General features: G+C 56.6%; 15 protein-coding genes. 6 read left to right on the top strand and 9 right to left on the bottom strand.

The features are described 5' to 3' along the window. Positions 1-18: 18 nt before the first annotated feature. Both bglG and dusC read right to left on the bottom strand, forming a co-directional pair. Positions 19-852 carry a transcriptional antiterminator BglG gene (gene bglG, locus GY169_RS08000; RefSeq protein WP_163447621.1) on the bottom strand — a complete coding sequence of 278 codons (834 nt, stop codon included), beginning with the start codon at positions 850-852 and terminating at the stop codon, positions 19-21. A gap of 155 nt (positions 853-1007) precedes the next feature. Next, complete coding sequence (gene dusC / locus GY169_RS07995) at positions 1008-1946, bottom strand: tRNA dihydrouridine(16) synthase DusC (RefSeq protein WP_167575429.1); 939 nt, start codon at positions 1944-1946, stop codon at positions 1008-1010. 86 nt (positions 1947-2032) lie between these two features. Between dusC and GY169_RS07990 the strand changes: the two genes are divergently transcribed. Next, positions 2033-3415, top strand: a complete 1383-nt coding sequence (locus GY169_RS07990; RefSeq protein WP_191091022.1) for a M24 family metallopeptidase — start codon at positions 2033-2035, stop codon at positions 3413-3415. A 319-nt stretch (positions 3416-3734) separates the two neighbouring features. Here GY169_RS07990 and GY169_RS07985 read toward each other — a convergent pair whose 3' ends face one another. Genes GY169_RS07985 through GY169_RS07965 form a run of 5 tightly spaced genes read right to left on the bottom strand, consistent with a single transcriptional unit; the run spans position 3735 to position 8715 of the window. Beyond that, a complete protein-coding gene (locus GY169_RS07985) occupies positions 3735-4928 on the bottom strand; it encodes a 3-hydroxybenzoate 6-monooxygenase (RefSeq protein ID WP_163447619.1) in 1194 nt (397 codons plus the stop codon). 19 nt (positions 4929-4947) lie between these two features. Continuing rightward, complete coding sequence (maiA, locus tag GY169_RS07980) at positions 4948-5592, bottom strand: maleylacetoacetate isomerase (protein ID WP_167575428.1); 645 nt, start codon at positions 5590-5592, stop codon at positions 4948-4950. A gap of 8 nt (positions 5593-5600) precedes the next feature. Continuing rightward, positions 5601-6302, bottom strand: coding sequence for a fumarylacetoacetate hydrolase family protein (locus GY169_RS07975; RefSeq protein ID WP_167575427.1), 702 nt, complete (start codon positions 6300-6302; stop codon positions 5601-5603). A 14-nt stretch (positions 6303-6316) separates the two neighbouring features. Beyond that, positions 6317-7345 (bottom strand): gentisate 1,2-dioxygenase, encoded by a 1029-nt coding sequence (gene gtdA / locus GY169_RS07970; RefSeq protein WP_167575426.1) that lies wholly within the window; start codon positions 7343-7345, stop codon positions 6317-6319. An 11-nt stretch (positions 7346-7356) separates the two neighbouring features. Then, positions 7357-8715: an MFS transporter gene (locus GY169_RS07965; protein WP_167575425.1), complete on the bottom strand. Its 1359-nt coding sequence runs from the start codon at positions 8713-8715 to the stop codon at positions 7357-7359. 170 nt (positions 8716-8885) lie between these two features. Between GY169_RS07965 and GY169_RS07960 the strand changes: the two genes are divergently transcribed. The 5 genes from GY169_RS07960 (at position 8886) to sanA (ending at position 12945) form a co-directional block, all read left to right on the top strand. After that, entirely contained in the window at positions 8886-9809 is a 924-nt protein-coding gene (locus tag GY169_RS07960) for a LysR substrate-binding domain-containing protein (RefSeq protein ID WP_163447615.1), read from the top strand. Positions 9810-9933: 124 nt separating this feature from the next. Then, on the top strand, positions 9934-10332 hold the full coding sequence (locus tag GY169_RS07955) for a CidA/LrgA family protein (RefSeq protein WP_163447614.1): 399 nt from the start codon (positions 9934-9936) through the stop codon (positions 10330-10332). After that, positions 10332-11027, top strand: coding sequence for a CidB/LrgB family autolysis modulator (locus GY169_RS07950; RefSeq protein WP_163447613.1), 696 nt, complete (start codon positions 10332-10334; stop codon positions 11025-11027). Before GY169_RS07955 ends, GY169_RS07950 begins: the two co-directional genes overlap by 1 nt. Before the next feature lie 129 nt (positions 11028-11156). Beyond that, a complete protein-coding gene (gene cdd / locus GY169_RS07945; RefSeq protein WP_163447612.1) occupies positions 11157-12041 on the top strand; it encodes a cytidine deaminase in 885 nt (294 codons plus the stop codon). Positions 12042-12228: 187 nt separating this feature from the next. Beyond that, entirely contained in the window at positions 12229-12945 is a 717-nt protein-coding gene (sanA, locus tag GY169_RS07940; protein ID WP_163447611.1) for an outer membrane permeability protein SanA, read from the top strand. Between the two features lie 65 nt (positions 12946-13010). Here sanA and mglC read toward each other — a convergent pair whose 3' ends face one another. Together mglC and mglA are read right to left on the bottom strand one after the other, a co-directional pair. Next, a complete protein-coding gene (gene mglC / locus GY169_RS07935; protein ID WP_163447610.1) occupies positions 13011-14021 on the bottom strand; it encodes a galactose/methyl galactoside ABC transporter permease MglC in 1011 nt (336 codons plus the stop codon). 15 nt (positions 14022-14036) lie between these two features. After that, positions 14037-15557 (bottom strand): galactose/methyl galactoside ABC transporter ATP-binding protein MglA, encoded by a 1521-nt coding sequence (gene mglA, locus GY169_RS07930; protein WP_167575424.1) that lies wholly within the window; start codon positions 15555-15557, stop codon positions 14037-14039. Between the last annotated feature and the right edge of the window lie 23 nt (positions 15558-15580).

Genomic DNA, 15580 nt, shown 5'->3' with positions numbered 1-15580 from the left:
AATCCAGTTGTGGAAGGGCTAACGCCCCTCTTTTCTCACCCGTTCAATGTGAATGGCGAGAAACATAATTTCTTCCGTCGTCAGCGACCGCTGGTAGCTGTTTTGCAAATGCAGGGCGACGGTCTCCGCGCACTTCCACGCTTTGGCGTAGTTGTCCTTCACTGCGCTGTGCAGCTCTGCGTCGTCGTCTTCTACCACCGTTCGCGTGAGCATCCGCTGGGCGAAAAACTTCAGGTGAGTCACGAAGCGTTGATAGCTTAACGACTCTTCGTTGTACTCCAGCCGCAGCTGATACTTCACCAGTTGCAAAATTTCCTGCATTACCCGGGTAACGTGCATGACCTCGGGCATTTCGCTATTCAGCTGCGCGGTCACCAGATGCAGGGCGATAAACCCGGCTTCATCTTCCGCTAGCTCAACGCCGAGACGCTGGGCAATCAGCGCCCGCGCCTCCTGGCCCAGGGCAAACTCTTTCGGGTAGAGCCGTTTGGTCTCCCACAGCAGCACGTTGCGCAGCGCGACGCCGTTTTTCTGCCGCTCAATGGCAAAATGGCAGTGATCGGTCAGCGTGATGTAGACGCTTTCCTGCAATTTTCCGAGCCGCTCGCGCGCCCGTTCGATGATCCGGTCACAGGTGGTCATCACCTCCAGCGGGATCTGACTGAGTAATTCACCTAAACGCCCCGCCAGCTCATCGCTTTGCAGGGCAAAAATTTTCTCGATTTTCGACTCATCCAATAAGTCCCCGACGCGTTTCTGAAAGGCTAGCCCTCGCCCCATCACCACCTGCTCACGCCGGTGTTCATCCAGAACCACCACCACATTATTATTAAGAACTTTGGCGATCTGCATTTATGAACCCCAGAAACAAAAAAACCTGACTCCTGACAAACGTCAGATAATCAGGTTTTGCCTGCCGTAGCAGTAACAATCGGCTACGAGTATTTCATTTAACGGTCGCTTTGCTCAATGGAGCGACGGGAAAATTGTGATGCAGATCGGATACTTTATGCCTGCCAGTCGTGAATCGCCCGGGCAATCAGTTTCGATTCCTGCAACGCGCGTACGGCAGTAAACAGCTCGGTGGCTTCAGCGTACTCTTTGCGCAGATAGCCCAGCCACTGCTTGATGCGCGCCACATGGTACAACCCGGTATCGCCCTGCTTTTCCAGATGGGCATATTTTTTCAGTAAATCGACCACCTGCGGCCACGGCAGCCGCGGCTCGTTGTATTTGATAACCCGGCTGAGGTTTGGCACGTTCAGCGCGCCGCGACCAATCATCACCGCGTCGCAACCGGTCACGGCCATGCACGCCTGCGCGCTGTCGTAATCCCAGATCTCACCGTTAGCAATAACCGGAATGGAAAGCCGCTGGCGGATATCGGCAATCGCCTGCCAGTTGATGCGCTCGGCCTTATAGCCATCTTCTTTGGTGCGCCCGTGCACCGCCAGTTCAGTGGCCCCTGCTTGCTGCACCGCGTCGGCAATTTCAAACTGCCGAGCGCCGCTGTCCCAGCCCAGACGCACTTTAACCGTTACCGGCAGATGCGCCGGCACCGCTTCACGCATGGCTTTCGCGCCCTGATAGATAAGCTCCGGGTCTTTTAGCAGCGTGGCCCCGCCGCCGCTGCCGTTAACGGTTTTCGACGGGCAGCCGCAGTTGAGATCCACGCCCCAGGAACCGAGCTCCACCGCGCGGGCGGCGTTCTCCGCCAGCCACTCGGGATATTGCCCCAGCAGTTGGATACGCACGCGGGTGCCGGAAGGCGTGCGGCTCTCGTTATGCAGTTCCGGACAGAGCTTGTAGAACGATTTTACCGGCAGCAGTTGGTCCACCACGCGCAGAAATTCGGTGATGCACAGATCGTAATCATTCACTTCGGTCAGCAGCTCGCGCACTAAGGAATCGAGCACACCTTCCATCGGTGCCAGTAAAACACGCATATTGTTATCCGGAAAAAAAAGAGGCGCTATGGTAACGTCTTAGTATGCCGCTTTCCACTGCCAGTCGACACATCAGGAGGTGAATAATGAATACCAGGGATATCCAGCTAAAGCGTATCCAGCCGCCGCGCGGCTTCAGCGACGTACCGCCGGTCACGCTGACCGATGCCACCCTGCTTGAGCGCAAAACGAAGCTGCTCGAACGGATGCAGGAAGAACGTTTTGACGCGCTGATCATCTACGCCGATAAAGAGCACGGCAGTAATTTTGAATACCTGACCGGATTTATCCCGCGTTTTGAGGAAGGTCTGCTGGTGCTGCATAAATCCGGGCACGCCACCGCGATCCTCGGTAATGAAAACCTGAAGATGGCGGCTCACTCGCGTATTCCGGTCACGCTAAAGCACTGCCCGCTGTTCTCGCTGCCGAATCAGCCAATGGATAACGAAAAACCGCTGGCACAACTGTTTAGCGAAACAGGGCTGAGCGCGATGTCGAAAGTGGGCCTCGTGGGCTGGAAGATGTTTACGGCGGCCGGGAGCGACAACACGAAGCTGTTCGACCTGCCGTGGTTTATCGTCGACGCAATAAAACAGAGCACTCACGCCGAGTTGATTAACGCCGCGCATCTGTTTATTGGCGGCGACAAAGGGGTGAGAGTGGTGAATAACGCCAACGAAATCGCCCATTATGAGTACGGCGCGAACCTGGCTTCTCGCTGCATGCTGGCAGCGCTGGATGCCGTTGAAGTGGGTATTCGTGAGGTGGAGCTGGGCGCGTTGCTCGCCGCCGAAGGGCAGGCACCGTCGGTCATCACCATCGCCGCAACCGGGCAGCGTTTTGAGAAGGCTAATCTCTACCCTTCATGGAAAAAGGTCGAGCGCGGCCAGCCGCTGTCGATGACCACCGGGTTTAAGGGCGGGCTGTCCAGCCGAACCGGGTTTGTCATTGCCGATGAAAGCGAGCTGCCGGAAAACCAGCGCGATTATTTAGACCGGGTGGCAAAGCCTTACTTCGGCGCGATAGCAACGTGGCTTGAACATATTAAGATCGGTATGTCGGGCAACGAGCTGTACGATTTAGTTGAATGCGTGCTACCGAAAGCCCAGTACGGCTGGCATCTGAATCCGGGGCACCTGAGCGCCGATGAAGAGTGGATGTCGTCACCGGTTTATCCTGACTCCGCCGAGACGCTGAAAAGCGGCATGATCGTGCAGATCGATATTATTCCGTCGGTGCCGGGGTATACCGGGGTGAGCGCCGAAGAGAGCGTGGCGCTGGCGGACGCGGCGTTGCAGCAGCAGATCGCGCGGGATCATCCGCAACTGTGGGCGCGTATCGAAGCGCGCCGGGCGTATATTCGCGAGACATTGCATATTGCGTTGAGCGATGACGTGATACCGCTCTCTAACGCCGTGGGGTATTTGCGGCCGTTTATGCTGGCGAAAGATAAGGCGCTGGTGGGTTAGTTTGCGGCCCATTCAGCTACCTCTCCCTGAATCGAGGGACAGGGCCTGATATCTGTCAGTAAGGTGAAGGGTTCCGTTCACTTTACGTCAGGCGGAACATGAGGTCTTTTCACCGGTGAACGGGCCAAGGGGGGCGGCGGCGACTGGCCGCCCCTTGCGCGCTCCCTGCGCCCGTGCAATTTATATGGCGAGAACTGAATAAGGAGCGCAACGGTGTGAGAAATCCAAATACACCTCTCCCTCGCTGATAGCTATCATCGAGAACTTGTGTATAAGAGACAGCCCTGAAAAGAGAGAGAGCCCATCGTGGCAACCGCGGCTATCGCGGTTCCAGACAGTTATCTTCTTTCCAGCCGTACAGCCACTCAATCCCACGGTAAAACTCGTCCTGGGTTTTCCCTTTCCACAGCAGGTTACGCACCTGACGCTCAACGCCCGCCGCATGGTACAGGCGACCCATTTCGCGGGTGGACCAGACGATACGTGCGGTACGCGGAATACGCACAGACTCGTACAGTGCAAACGCGCGGGCGGCATCACCGTCGCATTGCGTCAGCGCTTTGCCCAGCGTCACCGCATCTTCCAGCGCCATGCAGGCGCCCTGCGCCATATACTGGGCTACCGGGTGTGCGGCGTCGCCCACCAGCGTAATGCGATCGTTCCCCCACTTCTCCACCGGCTCGCGGTCGGCGGTGGACCAGCGTCGCCAGGAGGTCGGTTTGTCCAGCATCTGGCGCGGACGCGGGTGGATGCCTTTGAAGTACGACATCACTTCTTCTTTACTGCCGTCGCGCACGCCCCACTCTTCCGTCTCGCGGCTATGGAAGGTCACGACCAGGTTGTACTGTTTACCGCCGCGCAGCGGATAGTGCACCAGGTGACAGTGTGGGCCTGCCCACAGCACCGGCGCGTTGATGCGCAGGTCTTCCGGCATATCGTCGCGTTCCACCACCGCGCGGTACACCACGTGACCGGTGACGCGCGGCGTATCGCCGAGCAGGCTCTGACGCACCACAGATTTCACGCCGTCGCAGCCGATCAGAATATCCGCCGTCCAGCTATTGCCCTTATCATCAAATACGGTGACATCATCCGCCGTCTGACGAATGTCCACCACATGAGTGGAAGTGCGATATTTCACGCCAGGATGCTGGAGTGCCGCTTCCCAGACCGTGGCATGGATATCCACACGGTGAATAACCGCATACGGGCCGCCGAAGTGATCGCGGAACGCCTGTCCCGTCTCGATATGGATCACCTCTTCACCGTTGACCGCATCCATCATCGTGATGTGATCGGTAAAGACCGCACGCTGACGGGCGACGTCGCCTACGCCCAGGCTATCGAGCGCCGAAAACGCGTTCGGCCCCAGCTGGATCCCGGCGCCAATTTCGCCGATCTCATGCGCCTGCTCCAGCAGCATCACCTGAATACCCTGACGGGCCAGCGACAGCGCGGTGGCCGCACCGCCAATACCGCCGCCGACAATGATTGCACGCGTGACTTTTGCCATGATAATTCTCCTTTTCTGACTACGCCGGGATCTTGTCCTGCTGGTTTTCCGGAGCGGCGGCGATAAACGCCGGCAGCGCCGTACAGGCGTCATAGACCGCTTTACAGCGCGGGAATCCGCTCAGATCGCAGCCCATGCGCTCGGCGTTAGCCCACTGCGGCACCAGGCAGCAGTCGGCGAGCGTCGGCGCATCGCCAAAACAAAACGCCCCGGATTGGCTTCGACGCAGCAGTTGCTCAACCGCGCTTAGCCCCTGCTGGATCCAGTGTGCATACCAGCGTTTTTTCTGTTCTTCACTGACCTTCAGCTCATCGCTGAGGTAACGCAATACGCGCATGTTGTTGATGGGGTGGATGTCGCAACAGATGGCGTACACCACTTCCAGCACGCGCATGCGCTGCGGATCGTTCGCCGGTAGCAGCGGCGTCTGCGGGAAATGTCTGTCCAGCCAGTCAATAATCGCCAGCGATTGCCCCAGCGACTCACCGTCGTCGGTAATCAGCGCAGGTACCAGCCCCACCGGGTTCAGGCGGCGGTACTCCAGCGCGTTCTGCTGGCCGATACGGATGTTGACGCCTACCGTCTGGTGGTCAATGCCCTTCAGCGCCATCGCAATACGGACGCGGTAAGAGGCCGAACTATTAAAAAAACTGTACAGCTTCATCAGTCACCTCAAACAATTTTCACCGTAATGGGCGTTAACCCTTCGACGTTACCGGTGATGGTTTCGCCCTTCACCACCGCGCCCACGCCTTCCGGCGTACCGGTGAAGATCAGGTCGCCCGGTTGCAGCTCGAAGAAGCCGGACAGATAGCTGATGGTCTCTTTCACATCCCAAATCAGATGTTCAATATCGCTGCGCTGGCGATCTTTGCCATCAACCTGCAGCCAGATTGGCGCTTTTTCCAGCGACGGCGCGTCGGCGACTTTATGCAGCGGCGCAATCGGCGCAGAGAGGTCAAACGCCTTGCCGATTTCCCACGGACGGCCCATCTGGCGCATCTCCATCTGACGGTCGCGGCGGGTCATATCCAGACCGGTGGCGTAGCCCCAGATGTACTCTTCGGCTTTTTCCAGCGGGATATCGCTGCCTTTTTTACCAATGGCAACCACCAGCTCAATTTCATAGTGATAGTTGTCGGTCTGCGCCGGGTAGGCCAGGTTCAGGGTTTCGCCCGCGGCAACGGGGACCACCGCATCGGCCGGTTTGCAGAAGAAGAACGGCGGTTCGCGATCCGGATCAAAGCCCATTTCACGGGCGTGAGCGGCATAGTTACGGCCTACGCAGTAAACGCGGCGTACCGGGAACTGCTCATCGCTGCCAACAACCGGAATCGCTACCGGGGCCTGGGGTTCAAATACGTATTTGCTCATTTTTCTTCTCCTGATTAATAGCGCGCTTCGCGGAACAGACCCAGGGCTTCCTGGACAGGTCGGTCCGAGAAACTGAATAGCACGGTCTCTTCGGGCGTGTTGAACGACACGCTGTGCCAGGTCGGCACAACAAAAATATCTTTCGCTTTAAAGCTGAAGGTCTGCTCACCGATGGTCACTTCGCCGCTGCCTTCCACCACGTGGTAGATGGTGCTGTCGGTGGTCCGCGCCTGACGCGACTGGAAGCCTTTCGGCAGCAGTTGCAGGAAAGCGCCCATCGACGGCATCGGGTAGCCGCCGGTGACGGGGTTGACGTAACGCATCTTGTAGCCATCCCACTCGTCGGCCTCGCCCAGACGCATCAGGTCATGCAGCGCCTCGCGGCTGCGGTCATAGCGGTAGTTGAAAATCGGCGATGAGTTGCCCACCTGGTGGCGCAGCGGCAGCATGTTGGCGGCGTAGCGCGGCAGGTAATCCCCCTCTTTACGCGTCACCGGCTGCTGTTCCTCCGGGTAATCTTCGGCAAAGCCGCAGCCGAGATAGTTCACCAGCGGCAGGTCAAGACCGTCGAGCCAGATAACCGGTTCGTCGCCCGGGTTGCCGTGGTCGTGCCAGCGCCACTGCGGGGTGAGGATAAAGTCGCCGGGGCTCATCTGGGTGCGCTCTCCGTCCACGGCGGTAAACGCGCCATGACCTTCCACCACAAAACGCAGCGCCGACTGGTTATGGCGATGGCTTGGCGCCACTTCGCCCGGCATGATCAGCTGCAGGCCCGCATACAGCGACGAGGTAATCGATGACTGACCGCGCAGGCCGGGGTTTTCCAGCACCAGCACGCGGCGCACAGCCTCTTTCGCGCCAATCAGCGTGCCGCTTTCCAGCAGCAGCGGGCGAATTTCCTGGTAGTTCCAGTAGGCCGGTGCGCAGTTGGCGTTCGGCGTTTTAGGCACCAGGTGATGCAACGATTCCCACAGCGGCGTCAGGTTTTGCCCGGAAATGTGCTGGTAGAACTGTTGGCGATCGTGTTTTACATCCGCAGTCATTATTATTCTCCTTAACTTTTCACCGCGCCCATGACGGGCTGCGATTCGGGTACTCGGGATGACTGGCGTACGACCAGCGTCAGCAATGTCAGCATGACAGCGCTAACGGCGGCCGGTACGGCAATCACAAAGAACAGGGTGTCGAATGAGAAATTCATCGCCATCATCATGCCGCCGGAGACCGAACCGACGATGGCGCCACAGCGGCCAATGGCGTTGGACCAGCTCACGCCGGTGGCGCGGCTTTGCGTGGGATAGAGCGTCGCGGTCAGCGCGTTAAGCCCCACCTGCGACCCGCTGATACCGATGCCGGTGCCAAAAATCGCCAGCGCCATCAGCCACAAACCGTTTTCGCTCAGGCCAATCATCACAATGCATACCGCCCCCAACGCATAGCTGACGGCCAGCACCCAGAAAGGATTGAATTTATCCATCAGTACGCCCAACAACAGCGCGCCCAGCGTACCGCCGACCTGGAACGCCGCCGTCACCCACGAGGCGTGTTGCAAATCGATACCACGATGGTTCAACAGCGTCGGCATCCAGCTCGAAAGCAGGTAGATGATCAGCAAACTCATAAAGAACACCACCCACAGCATCAGCGTGATGGTGAGCTGACGCCCGGCGAACAGTTGGCTGATGCTGCCCTTTTGCGTGGCGGCGGGCTCATCCAGCCAGAACTCGGTGTCTTCGTAGCGCTCACCGGTCATGGCACTGAGCGTACGGCTGATTTGTGCTGGCGGACGCTGACGACGGACCAGCCAGCGCGGCGACTCCGGCAGCGCGACCAGCAGGCCGAAGAACAGCGCCAGCGGCAGCACGCCGCCCAGCACCAGAATGCCGTGCCAGCCAATCACCGCCACCAGCTGCGCGCTGACGATACCGCCGAGCGCCGAACCGAGGGTAAAGCCGCAGAACATCAGGGTGACCAGCGCACCGCGACGGCGGGACGGCAGATATTCCGAGGTCATAGTAATGGTGTTAGGCATCGCGCCGCCGAGGCCGAGGCCGGTTAAGAAGCGCAGTACAATTAACATTTCCAGATTGGGCGAGAAGGCGGACAACAGGCTGAAGAGGCCGAACAGCGCGACGCACCATTCAATCACCCGTTTACGCCCAAGCTTGTCGGAGAGCGGGCCACACAGCAGCGCGCCTGCGGTCAGGCCCAGCAAACCGGCGCCAAACAGCGGGGCAAGATCGGCGGCGCTCAGTTGCCAGTGTTCACGAATGGCCGGGGCGATAAAGCCTATGGCGGCGGTATCAAACCCGTCCATCATCACCACCAGGAAACAGCAAATAATGACGCGCCACTGCATCGCGCCGATAGGGGCGGCGTCGATTAGCGCCTGAAGTTCACGTCGTTGCGTCATAGGGAGGGCCTCGGTAAATGCAGGTTATCCATTTCGCCGTTCGCGCGTCTGGCCCGAACGGCACAGGGTAAGATGTTTCTTTTTTTGCTTTTATGTTGCCATTTTGTGATAAGAGAAATGAGTTGTACAATGGCATTTCATGCTTAACCATAACCTGGAGGTTATACCTGATGGCGGACTGGACGCAGAAACTGAAGCTACATCATTTGCATATCCTGGTGGCGCTCGGCGAGCAGGGAAATCTCACCCAGGTGGCGAAAAGAATGCACATCACGCAGCCTGCGCTGTCGAAGTGGCTGACCCAGTTTGAGGAAGAGTTGGGTCTGACGCTGTTCGAGCGGCACAGTAAAGGGTTACGTCCGTCGGAAGGCGGCAAGCTGCTGCTTCAGCACGCCCAGCGGTTGATCAACGATATCGAACGTTCGCAGTTTGAGATGGAGCGCTTTAAGCAAGGCGGGCTGGTCGGCAGCCTGAAAATTGGCTGCTCGCCGGTGGCCACCGACTGCGTTTCCCAGGCGATTTTCCCACTGCTGGCCGAAATGCCGACGCTACATCTGAATATTGAAGAAAAGGTAATGACGCCGCTGTTGCATGATTTACAGTCCGGCGTGGTGGATGTGGTGGTGGGGCGTATCGGCGGCCGGGCGCTGGAACTGCCGCTGAACTATGAAGTGCTGTATACCGAACCGGTGTGCTTTGTGGCGCGCACCGACCATCCACTGGCGCGCCTCCCCAGCCTGACCTGGAACGATCTGGCCCCGTGGCGCTGGATAGTCTGGCCAAACGGCACACCCATCCGCCAGAGTATCGATAATGCGCTGGTGGAAAACGGCGTGATGTTGCCGGAAAATACCATCGAATCGGCGTCCATGAACATCAGCGTTAACCTGCTGCAAAGCAGCGATATGATTTCGATTCTCTCCTTACGTCTGGCCGAACGCTATCAACGTCAGGGACAGCTCTCGATTCTGGCGCTGCCGCGCATTGAGCAGAAAGGCAGCGTTGGCGTATTCTGGCGCAAGAAGGATCTCCCGTCGCTGGCGCTGAGCCGTTTTCTCCACTTTTTATCGCATCCGGTACACCATGAGGGCTAACCCGCGGATAAATGGCTGATGTTCCGCTTATCTATATCAGCTATGCTCAGATTTCATGTTGTGATCGGTAGCACATTTCAGGGTTTAATTGTATGATGAATGCATTCCACCAAAGGTGAATCCCATGCTCAAATCACTGAATATTATCTGGCAATACCTGCGTGCATTCGTGCTGATTTACGCCTGCCTTTATGCCGGAATTTTTGTTTCTTCGCTGCTGCCCATCACCATCCCCGGTAGCATTATCGGCATGCTTATCCTGTTCGTCCTGCTGGCGTTGCAAATTCTGCCCGCCAAATGGGTCAACCCCGGTTGCTACGTGCTTATTCGCTATATGGCGCTGCTGTTTGTGCCGATTGGCGTTGGCGTGATGCAGTATTTCGCGCTGCTCAGCGCGCAGTTTGGCCCGGTGGTAGTCTCCTGCACGATCAGTACCCTGGTGGTGCTGGTAGTGGTGAGTTGGAGCTCACATCTGGTACACGGGGAACGTAACGTCGTTGGGCAAGAAGAGGCGAAAAAATAATGCTCCATTATATATGGTGGTCGCTGCCGCTGACCCTGGTTGTCTTTTTTGCCGCCCGTAAGCTGGGCGCGCGTTTCAAAATGCCGCTGCTCAACCCGCTGCTGGTTTCTATGGTGGTGATCATTCCGTTCCTGATGCTGACCGGAATCCCGTACGACCACTATTTCAAAGGCAGCGAAGTGCTGAACGATCTGCTGCAACCGGCGGTGGTCGCCCTCGCCTACCCGCTGTACGAACAGCTGCACCAGATTCGCGCGCGCTGGAAATCCATCATCACTATCTGCTTTATCGGTAGCGCGGTGGCGATGATTACCGGCACCACCGTGGCGCTGATGATGGGCGCATCGCCGCAAATTGCCGCCTCTATTCTGCCGAAATCGGTCACGACCCCGATTGCGATGGCGGTGAGCGGCAGCATCGGCGGTATTCCAGCCATAAGCGCGGTGTGCGTGATTTATGTCGGGATCCTCGGCGCGGTGTTTGGCCATACGCTGCTGAATCTGATGCGCATTACCACTAAAGCCTCACGCGGCCTGTCGATGGGCACCGCGTCGCACGCCCTCGGTACCGCCCGCTGCGCGGAGCTGGACTACCAGGAAGGGGCGTTTAGTTCACTGGCTTTGGTCATTTGCGGGATTATTACCTCGCTGATCGCACCTTTCCTGTTCCCGATTATTCTGGCGGTCGTGGGATAAAACGAGACAAATCACACATTTTTGGTTGAGATTGCATGCGTTGCACTAGCAATGAGATATTGATCACTTATTGTCGCGTTCGTGCCCCGTACACTACGATCCCATTACATTGTTATGAGGCACAACGCCATGCATCCACGTTTTCAATCTGCTTTTACGCAACTGGCGGCAGACCTGCAGACCGCTATCGCTCCGCTGTTAGCCGATCCGCACTTCCCTGCCCTGTTAAGCGCCGGGCAGGTCTCATCGCTGCAACAGGCGACGGGGTTGGACGAAGACGCGCTCGCTTTCGCGCTCCTGCCACTGGCGGCCGCTTGCGCCCGCGCAGACCTCTCTCACTTTAACGTTGGCGCGATTGCCCGCGGTGTCAGCGGCACCTGGTATTTCGGCGGCAACATGGAATTCCTTGGCGCGACCATGCAACAAACGGTTCATGCCGAGCAAAGCGCCATCAGCCATGCCTGGCTGCGCGGTGAAAAAGCGCTGCAAGCGATTACCGTCAACTACACGCCGTGCGGCCACTGCCGTCAGTTTATGAACGAGCTGAACAGCGGACTGGCGCTGCGTATCAATCTGCCGGGCCGTCAGCCACACACGTTGCAGGATTACCTGCCGGACGCCTTTGGCCCGAAAGATCTGGAGATCAAGACCCTGCTGATGGACGCACAGGATCACGGTTATCCGCTCGAGGGCGACGCACTGGCACAGGCTGCGATTCGAGCCGCGAATCAGAGCCATACCCCGTACAGCCAATCGCCGTCTGGCGTCGCGCTGGAGTTACGCGATGGCACCATTTTCAGCGGCAGCTACGCTGAAAACGCCGCGTTTAACCCAACGCTGCCACCGTTGCAGGGCGCACTGAACCTGCTGAGCCTGAACGGCTACGACTACCCGGATATTCAGCGCGCCATTCTGGCCGAACGCGCCGACGCGCCGCTGATTCAGTGGGATGCCACCGCCGCAACGCTGAAAGCGCTCGGCTGCCACAATATCGATCGCGTTCTGTTGGCATAACCCAATAAGCGCAGCGCCATCAGGCTGACTGGCGCGGATTGCCGGATGGCGGCTTTGCCTTATCCGGCCTACAAACGGTAATCCGCCTCCGTTGTCTAATTTCCCCGCAATTAAACGATGGTTTCTTGCGCTTGCCCGACGGGTAAAGTAGCCTGATGTCTCCCTCGTCCACGGTTGAGCCAAGTTCATGTTAAAGCGTGTGTTATACAGCCTGTTAGTCCTGTGCGGCCTGCTGCTGTTGACCGTGCTGGGTCTCGATCGCTGGATGAGCTGGAAAACAGCGCCCTACATCTATGACGAGCTGCAAGATCTCCCCTACCGTCAGGTGGGTGTGGTACTCGGCACCGCGAAGTACTATCGCACCGGCGTGATCAACCAGTATTACCGTTACCGTATTCAGGGTGCCCTTAACGCCTACAACAGCGGCAAGGTCAACTATCTGCTGCTGAGCGGCGATAACGCGCTGCAAAGCTATAACGAACCGATGACCATGCGCCGCGATCTGATCAAAGCCGGCGTGGCGCCGGAAGATATCGTGCTGGATTACGCCGGCTTCCGTACGCTCGATTCCATCGTCCGTACCCGTAAAGTGTTCGACACCAACGACTTCATCATCATTACCCAACGCTTCCATTGCGAACGCGCGCTGTTTATCGCCCTGCATATGGGCATTCAGGCGCAGTGCTATGCGGTGCCATCACCGAAAGATATGTGGAGCGTTCGTCTGCGTGAATTCGGTGCCCGCTTTGGCGCGCTGGCCGATCTTTACCTGTTTAAGCGCGAGCCGCGCTTCTTAGGCCCACTGATCCCGATTCCTGCCCAGCAGGAAGTACCGGATGATGCGCAGGGGTACCCGGCGGTAACGCCGGAGCAGCTGCTGGAACTGCAGAAGAAAAAATCCTGATAACCTCAACGCTTAAACGTAAAAAAGCCCGGTTTAAACGCCGGGCTTTTTGCCTAATGTATATGTTATTTCTTACGCGCGTATTTCAGTGAATCCAGCGCCACCGCGAAGATAATAATCGCGCCTTTGATAATGTACTGCCAGTACGGGTTGACGCCGATATAGGTCAGACCGTAGTTGATAACGGTGAAGATGATAACACCGGTCACCACGCCGAGCACCGTACCCACGCCACCGCTGAATGAAACCCCACCCACCACGCAGGCCGCGATAGCATCCAGTTCGTACATAAAGCCGAGGTTGTTGGTTGCTGAGCCGATACGACCCGCTTCCAGCATCCCGCCGAAGGCGTAGAACACGCCTGACAGCGCATAAATCACCAGCAGGTTCAACGCAACGTTCACACCGGAGACTTTCGCCGCTTCCGGGTTGCCGCCGATAGCGAAGATGTTTTTACCAAAGCGAGTCTTGTTCCACAGGATCCAGACAAACCCAACGGCAATCAACGCGTAGAAGGTAATGTACGAAAGGCGGAAGCTACCGAGTGCGACAAACCCTTGCGTGAAGGTCGAGAAGCCGCTGTCAAAGCCGGAAATCGGCGACGCGCCCACGAAGTCGTAGTACAGGGAGTTAATGCCGTAAACGATGATCATCGTACCCAGCGTGGTGATGAACGGCGTCACGTTCAGGTAAGCGATGATAATCCCGTTAATCAGGCCGATCACCGCGCCAATCGCGCAAACAATCAGGATGACTACAAAGATTGGCATGGTCGCCATTTCCGGGAAAACCTTGTTGGCGTTTTCCATCGACTGCAACAGCGTCGCGGCAATCACCGCCGCGAGGCCGACCTGACGACCCGCCGACAGGTCGGTACCCTGGGTCACAATCAGCCCGGCAACGCCGAGGGCAATAATAATACGTACAGAAGACTGAGTCAGGATGTTACTAAGGTTCAACAAACTTAAGAAAGTCGGGTCCTGGATAATAATAATAGCCAGCAGAACCAAAAGAACAACGTAAATACCGCCATCTTTCAGATAAGTGAGAAAGCTTTTTTTATTTAACGCACTCATGTCGAGCCCCTGAAATTAAAGGTGCAATGACGCAAGACGGAGAATTTCGTTTTGCGTTGCGGTTTTCGTTTCTACAATTCCGGCAACCAGGCCATTACTCATGACAAGGATACGGTCAGTAATACCCAGCAGCTCTGGCATTTCTGAAGAAATAATAATGATCCCTTTATCTTTCTTTGCCAGCTCGGCGATTAATTGATAAATTTCAAATTTTGCACCCACGTCGATACCGCGAGTCGGCTCATCCAGCATCAGAATTTCAGGCTGAGTTAACAGCCAGCGTCCAATAATAACCTTCTGCTGGTTACCGCCGGATAACGAACCAATTTGCGTGTGATGCCCTGGGGTTTTTACGCGCATCGAGTCGATAACCCATTGGGTATCGCTCTTCATACGTGAATTATCCAGCAGGCCGACTTTGTTTTTATAACTCTTGATATTCGAAATTAAAGAGTTAAAGCCAATATCAAGGTAAGCATAAATACCGGTTGAGCGGCGTTCTTCGGTAACAAGCGCAAAACCGTTATTAATCGCTTCGTTGGCGTTATGGTTGTTGATTTTCTTACCGTGCAGGGTAATGGTCCCGCTCGACTTTTCACGCACGCCAAACAGCGTTTCAACGATATCGGTACGCTTGGCGCCCACCAGCCCGGCGATACCGAGGATTTCCCCTTTACGCAACTGGAACGATACGTCGCGAATTGACGGCTGGCGCAGGGATGTCAGGTGCTGCACGTCGAGGATCACTTCCCCCGGTACGTTCTGCCTGTCCGGGAAGCGCTGGTTTAGCGAGCGCCCTACCATCATGGCGATGATCTTGTCCATATCCAGCCCTTCCAGCGGCTGGGTAGCAATCCACTGCCCGTCGCGCAGAACGGTGATTTCGTCGCACAGCTGGAAGATTTCTTCCATTTTGTGCGAAATATAGACGATGCCGCAGCCACGATCTTTCAGCTTACGGATAATGGTGAACAGATGGTTCACCTCTTTCTCCGTCAGCGATGAGGTCGGTTCATCCATAATCACGATTTTGGCGTTATAGGAGAAGGCTTTAGCGATTTCAATCATCTGCATCTGCGAAACAGATAACGTGCCCACGCGCGCGCGCGGGTCAATATCAATATCCAGCTCGTCAAAGATGGCTTTGGTATCGCGATACATTTTGTCCTGATCGACAAACATGCCTTTGGTGGGATAACGCCCCAGCCACATGTTATCCATCACAGAGCGTTGTAATACCAGGTTCAGTTCCTGGTGGACCATCGAAATACCGTTTTCCAGCGCCTCTTTAGCGGAATGAAAATCGATTTCCTTGCCCTGGAAGAGAATGCTGCCGGAATCTTTTTGATAGATCCCAAATAGGCATTTTAATAACGTTGATTTGCCCGCACCGTTCTCACCCATTAATGCATGGATAGAGTGTGGACGAACTCTCAGGTTAACATTATCGAGTGCTTTTACGCCGGGAAAAGACTTGTTGATCTGGCTCATCTCCAACAAGAATTCACCTGACGGCTCTCTATTATTGTTGTCCATATATATACCTGGCCGCGATAATT

This window comes from Kluyvera genomosp. 3, assembly GCF_011765685.1.
Lineage (GTDB): Bacteria > Pseudomonadota > Gammaproteobacteria > Enterobacterales > Enterobacteriaceae > Kluyvera > Kluyvera georgiana_A.
This window is presented reverse-complemented; position numbering and strand designations above follow the sequence as displayed.

Excerpts from the sequence above, each read along its gene's own strand:
- bglG (WP_163447621.1), bottom strand. The coding sequence starts at position 852 with ATGCAGATCGCCAAAGTTCTTAATAATAATGTGGTGGTGGTTCTGGAT.
- dusC (WP_167575429.1), bottom strand. The coding sequence starts at position 1,946 with ATGCGTGTTTTACTGGCACCGATGGAAGGTGTGCTCGATTCCTTAGTG.
- GY169_RS07990 (WP_191091022.1), top strand. The coding sequence starts at position 2,033 with ATGAATACCAGGGATATCCAGCTAAAGCGTATCCAGCCGCCGCGCGGC.
- GY169_RS07985 (WP_163447619.1), bottom strand. The coding sequence starts at position 4,928 with ATGGCAAAAGTCACGCGTGCAATCATTGTCGGCGGCGGTATTGGCGGT.
- maiA (WP_167575428.1), bottom strand. The coding sequence starts at position 5,592 with ATGAAGCTGTACAGTTTTTTTAATAGTTCGGCCTCTTACCGCGTCCGT.
- GY169_RS07975 (WP_167575427.1), bottom strand. The coding sequence starts at position 6,302 with ATGAGCAAATACGTATTTGAACCCCAGGCCCCGGTAGCGATTCCGGTT.
- gtdA (WP_167575426.1), bottom strand. The coding sequence starts at position 7,345 with ATGACTGCGGATGTAAAACACGATCGCCAACAGTTCTACCAGCACATT.
- GY169_RS07965 (WP_167575425.1), bottom strand. The coding sequence starts at position 8,715 with ATGACGCAACGACGTGAACTTCAGGCGCTAATCGACGCCGCCCCTATC.
- GY169_RS07960 (WP_163447615.1), top strand. The coding sequence starts at position 8,886 with ATGGCGGACTGGACGCAGAAACTGAAGCTACATCATTTGCATATCCTG.
- GY169_RS07955 (WP_163447614.1), top strand. The coding sequence starts at position 9,934 with ATGCTCAAATCACTGAATATTATCTGGCAATACCTGCGTGCATTCGTG.
- GY169_RS07950 (WP_163447613.1), top strand. The coding sequence starts at position 10,332 with ATGCTCCATTATATATGGTGGTCGCTGCCGCTGACCCTGGTTGTCTTT.
- cdd (WP_163447612.1), top strand. The coding sequence starts at position 11,157 with ATGCATCCACGTTTTCAATCTGCTTTTACGCAACTGGCGGCAGACCTG.
- sanA (WP_163447611.1), top strand. The coding sequence starts at position 12,229 with ATGTTAAAGCGTGTGTTATACAGCCTGTTAGTCCTGTGCGGCCTGCTG.
- mglC (WP_163447610.1), bottom strand. The coding sequence starts at position 14,021 with ATGAGTGCGTTAAATAAAAAAAGCTTTCTCACTTATCTGAAAGATGGC.
- mglA (WP_167575424.1), bottom strand. The coding sequence starts at position 15,557 with ATGGACAACAATAATAGAGAGCCGTCAGGTGAATTCTTGTTGGAGATG.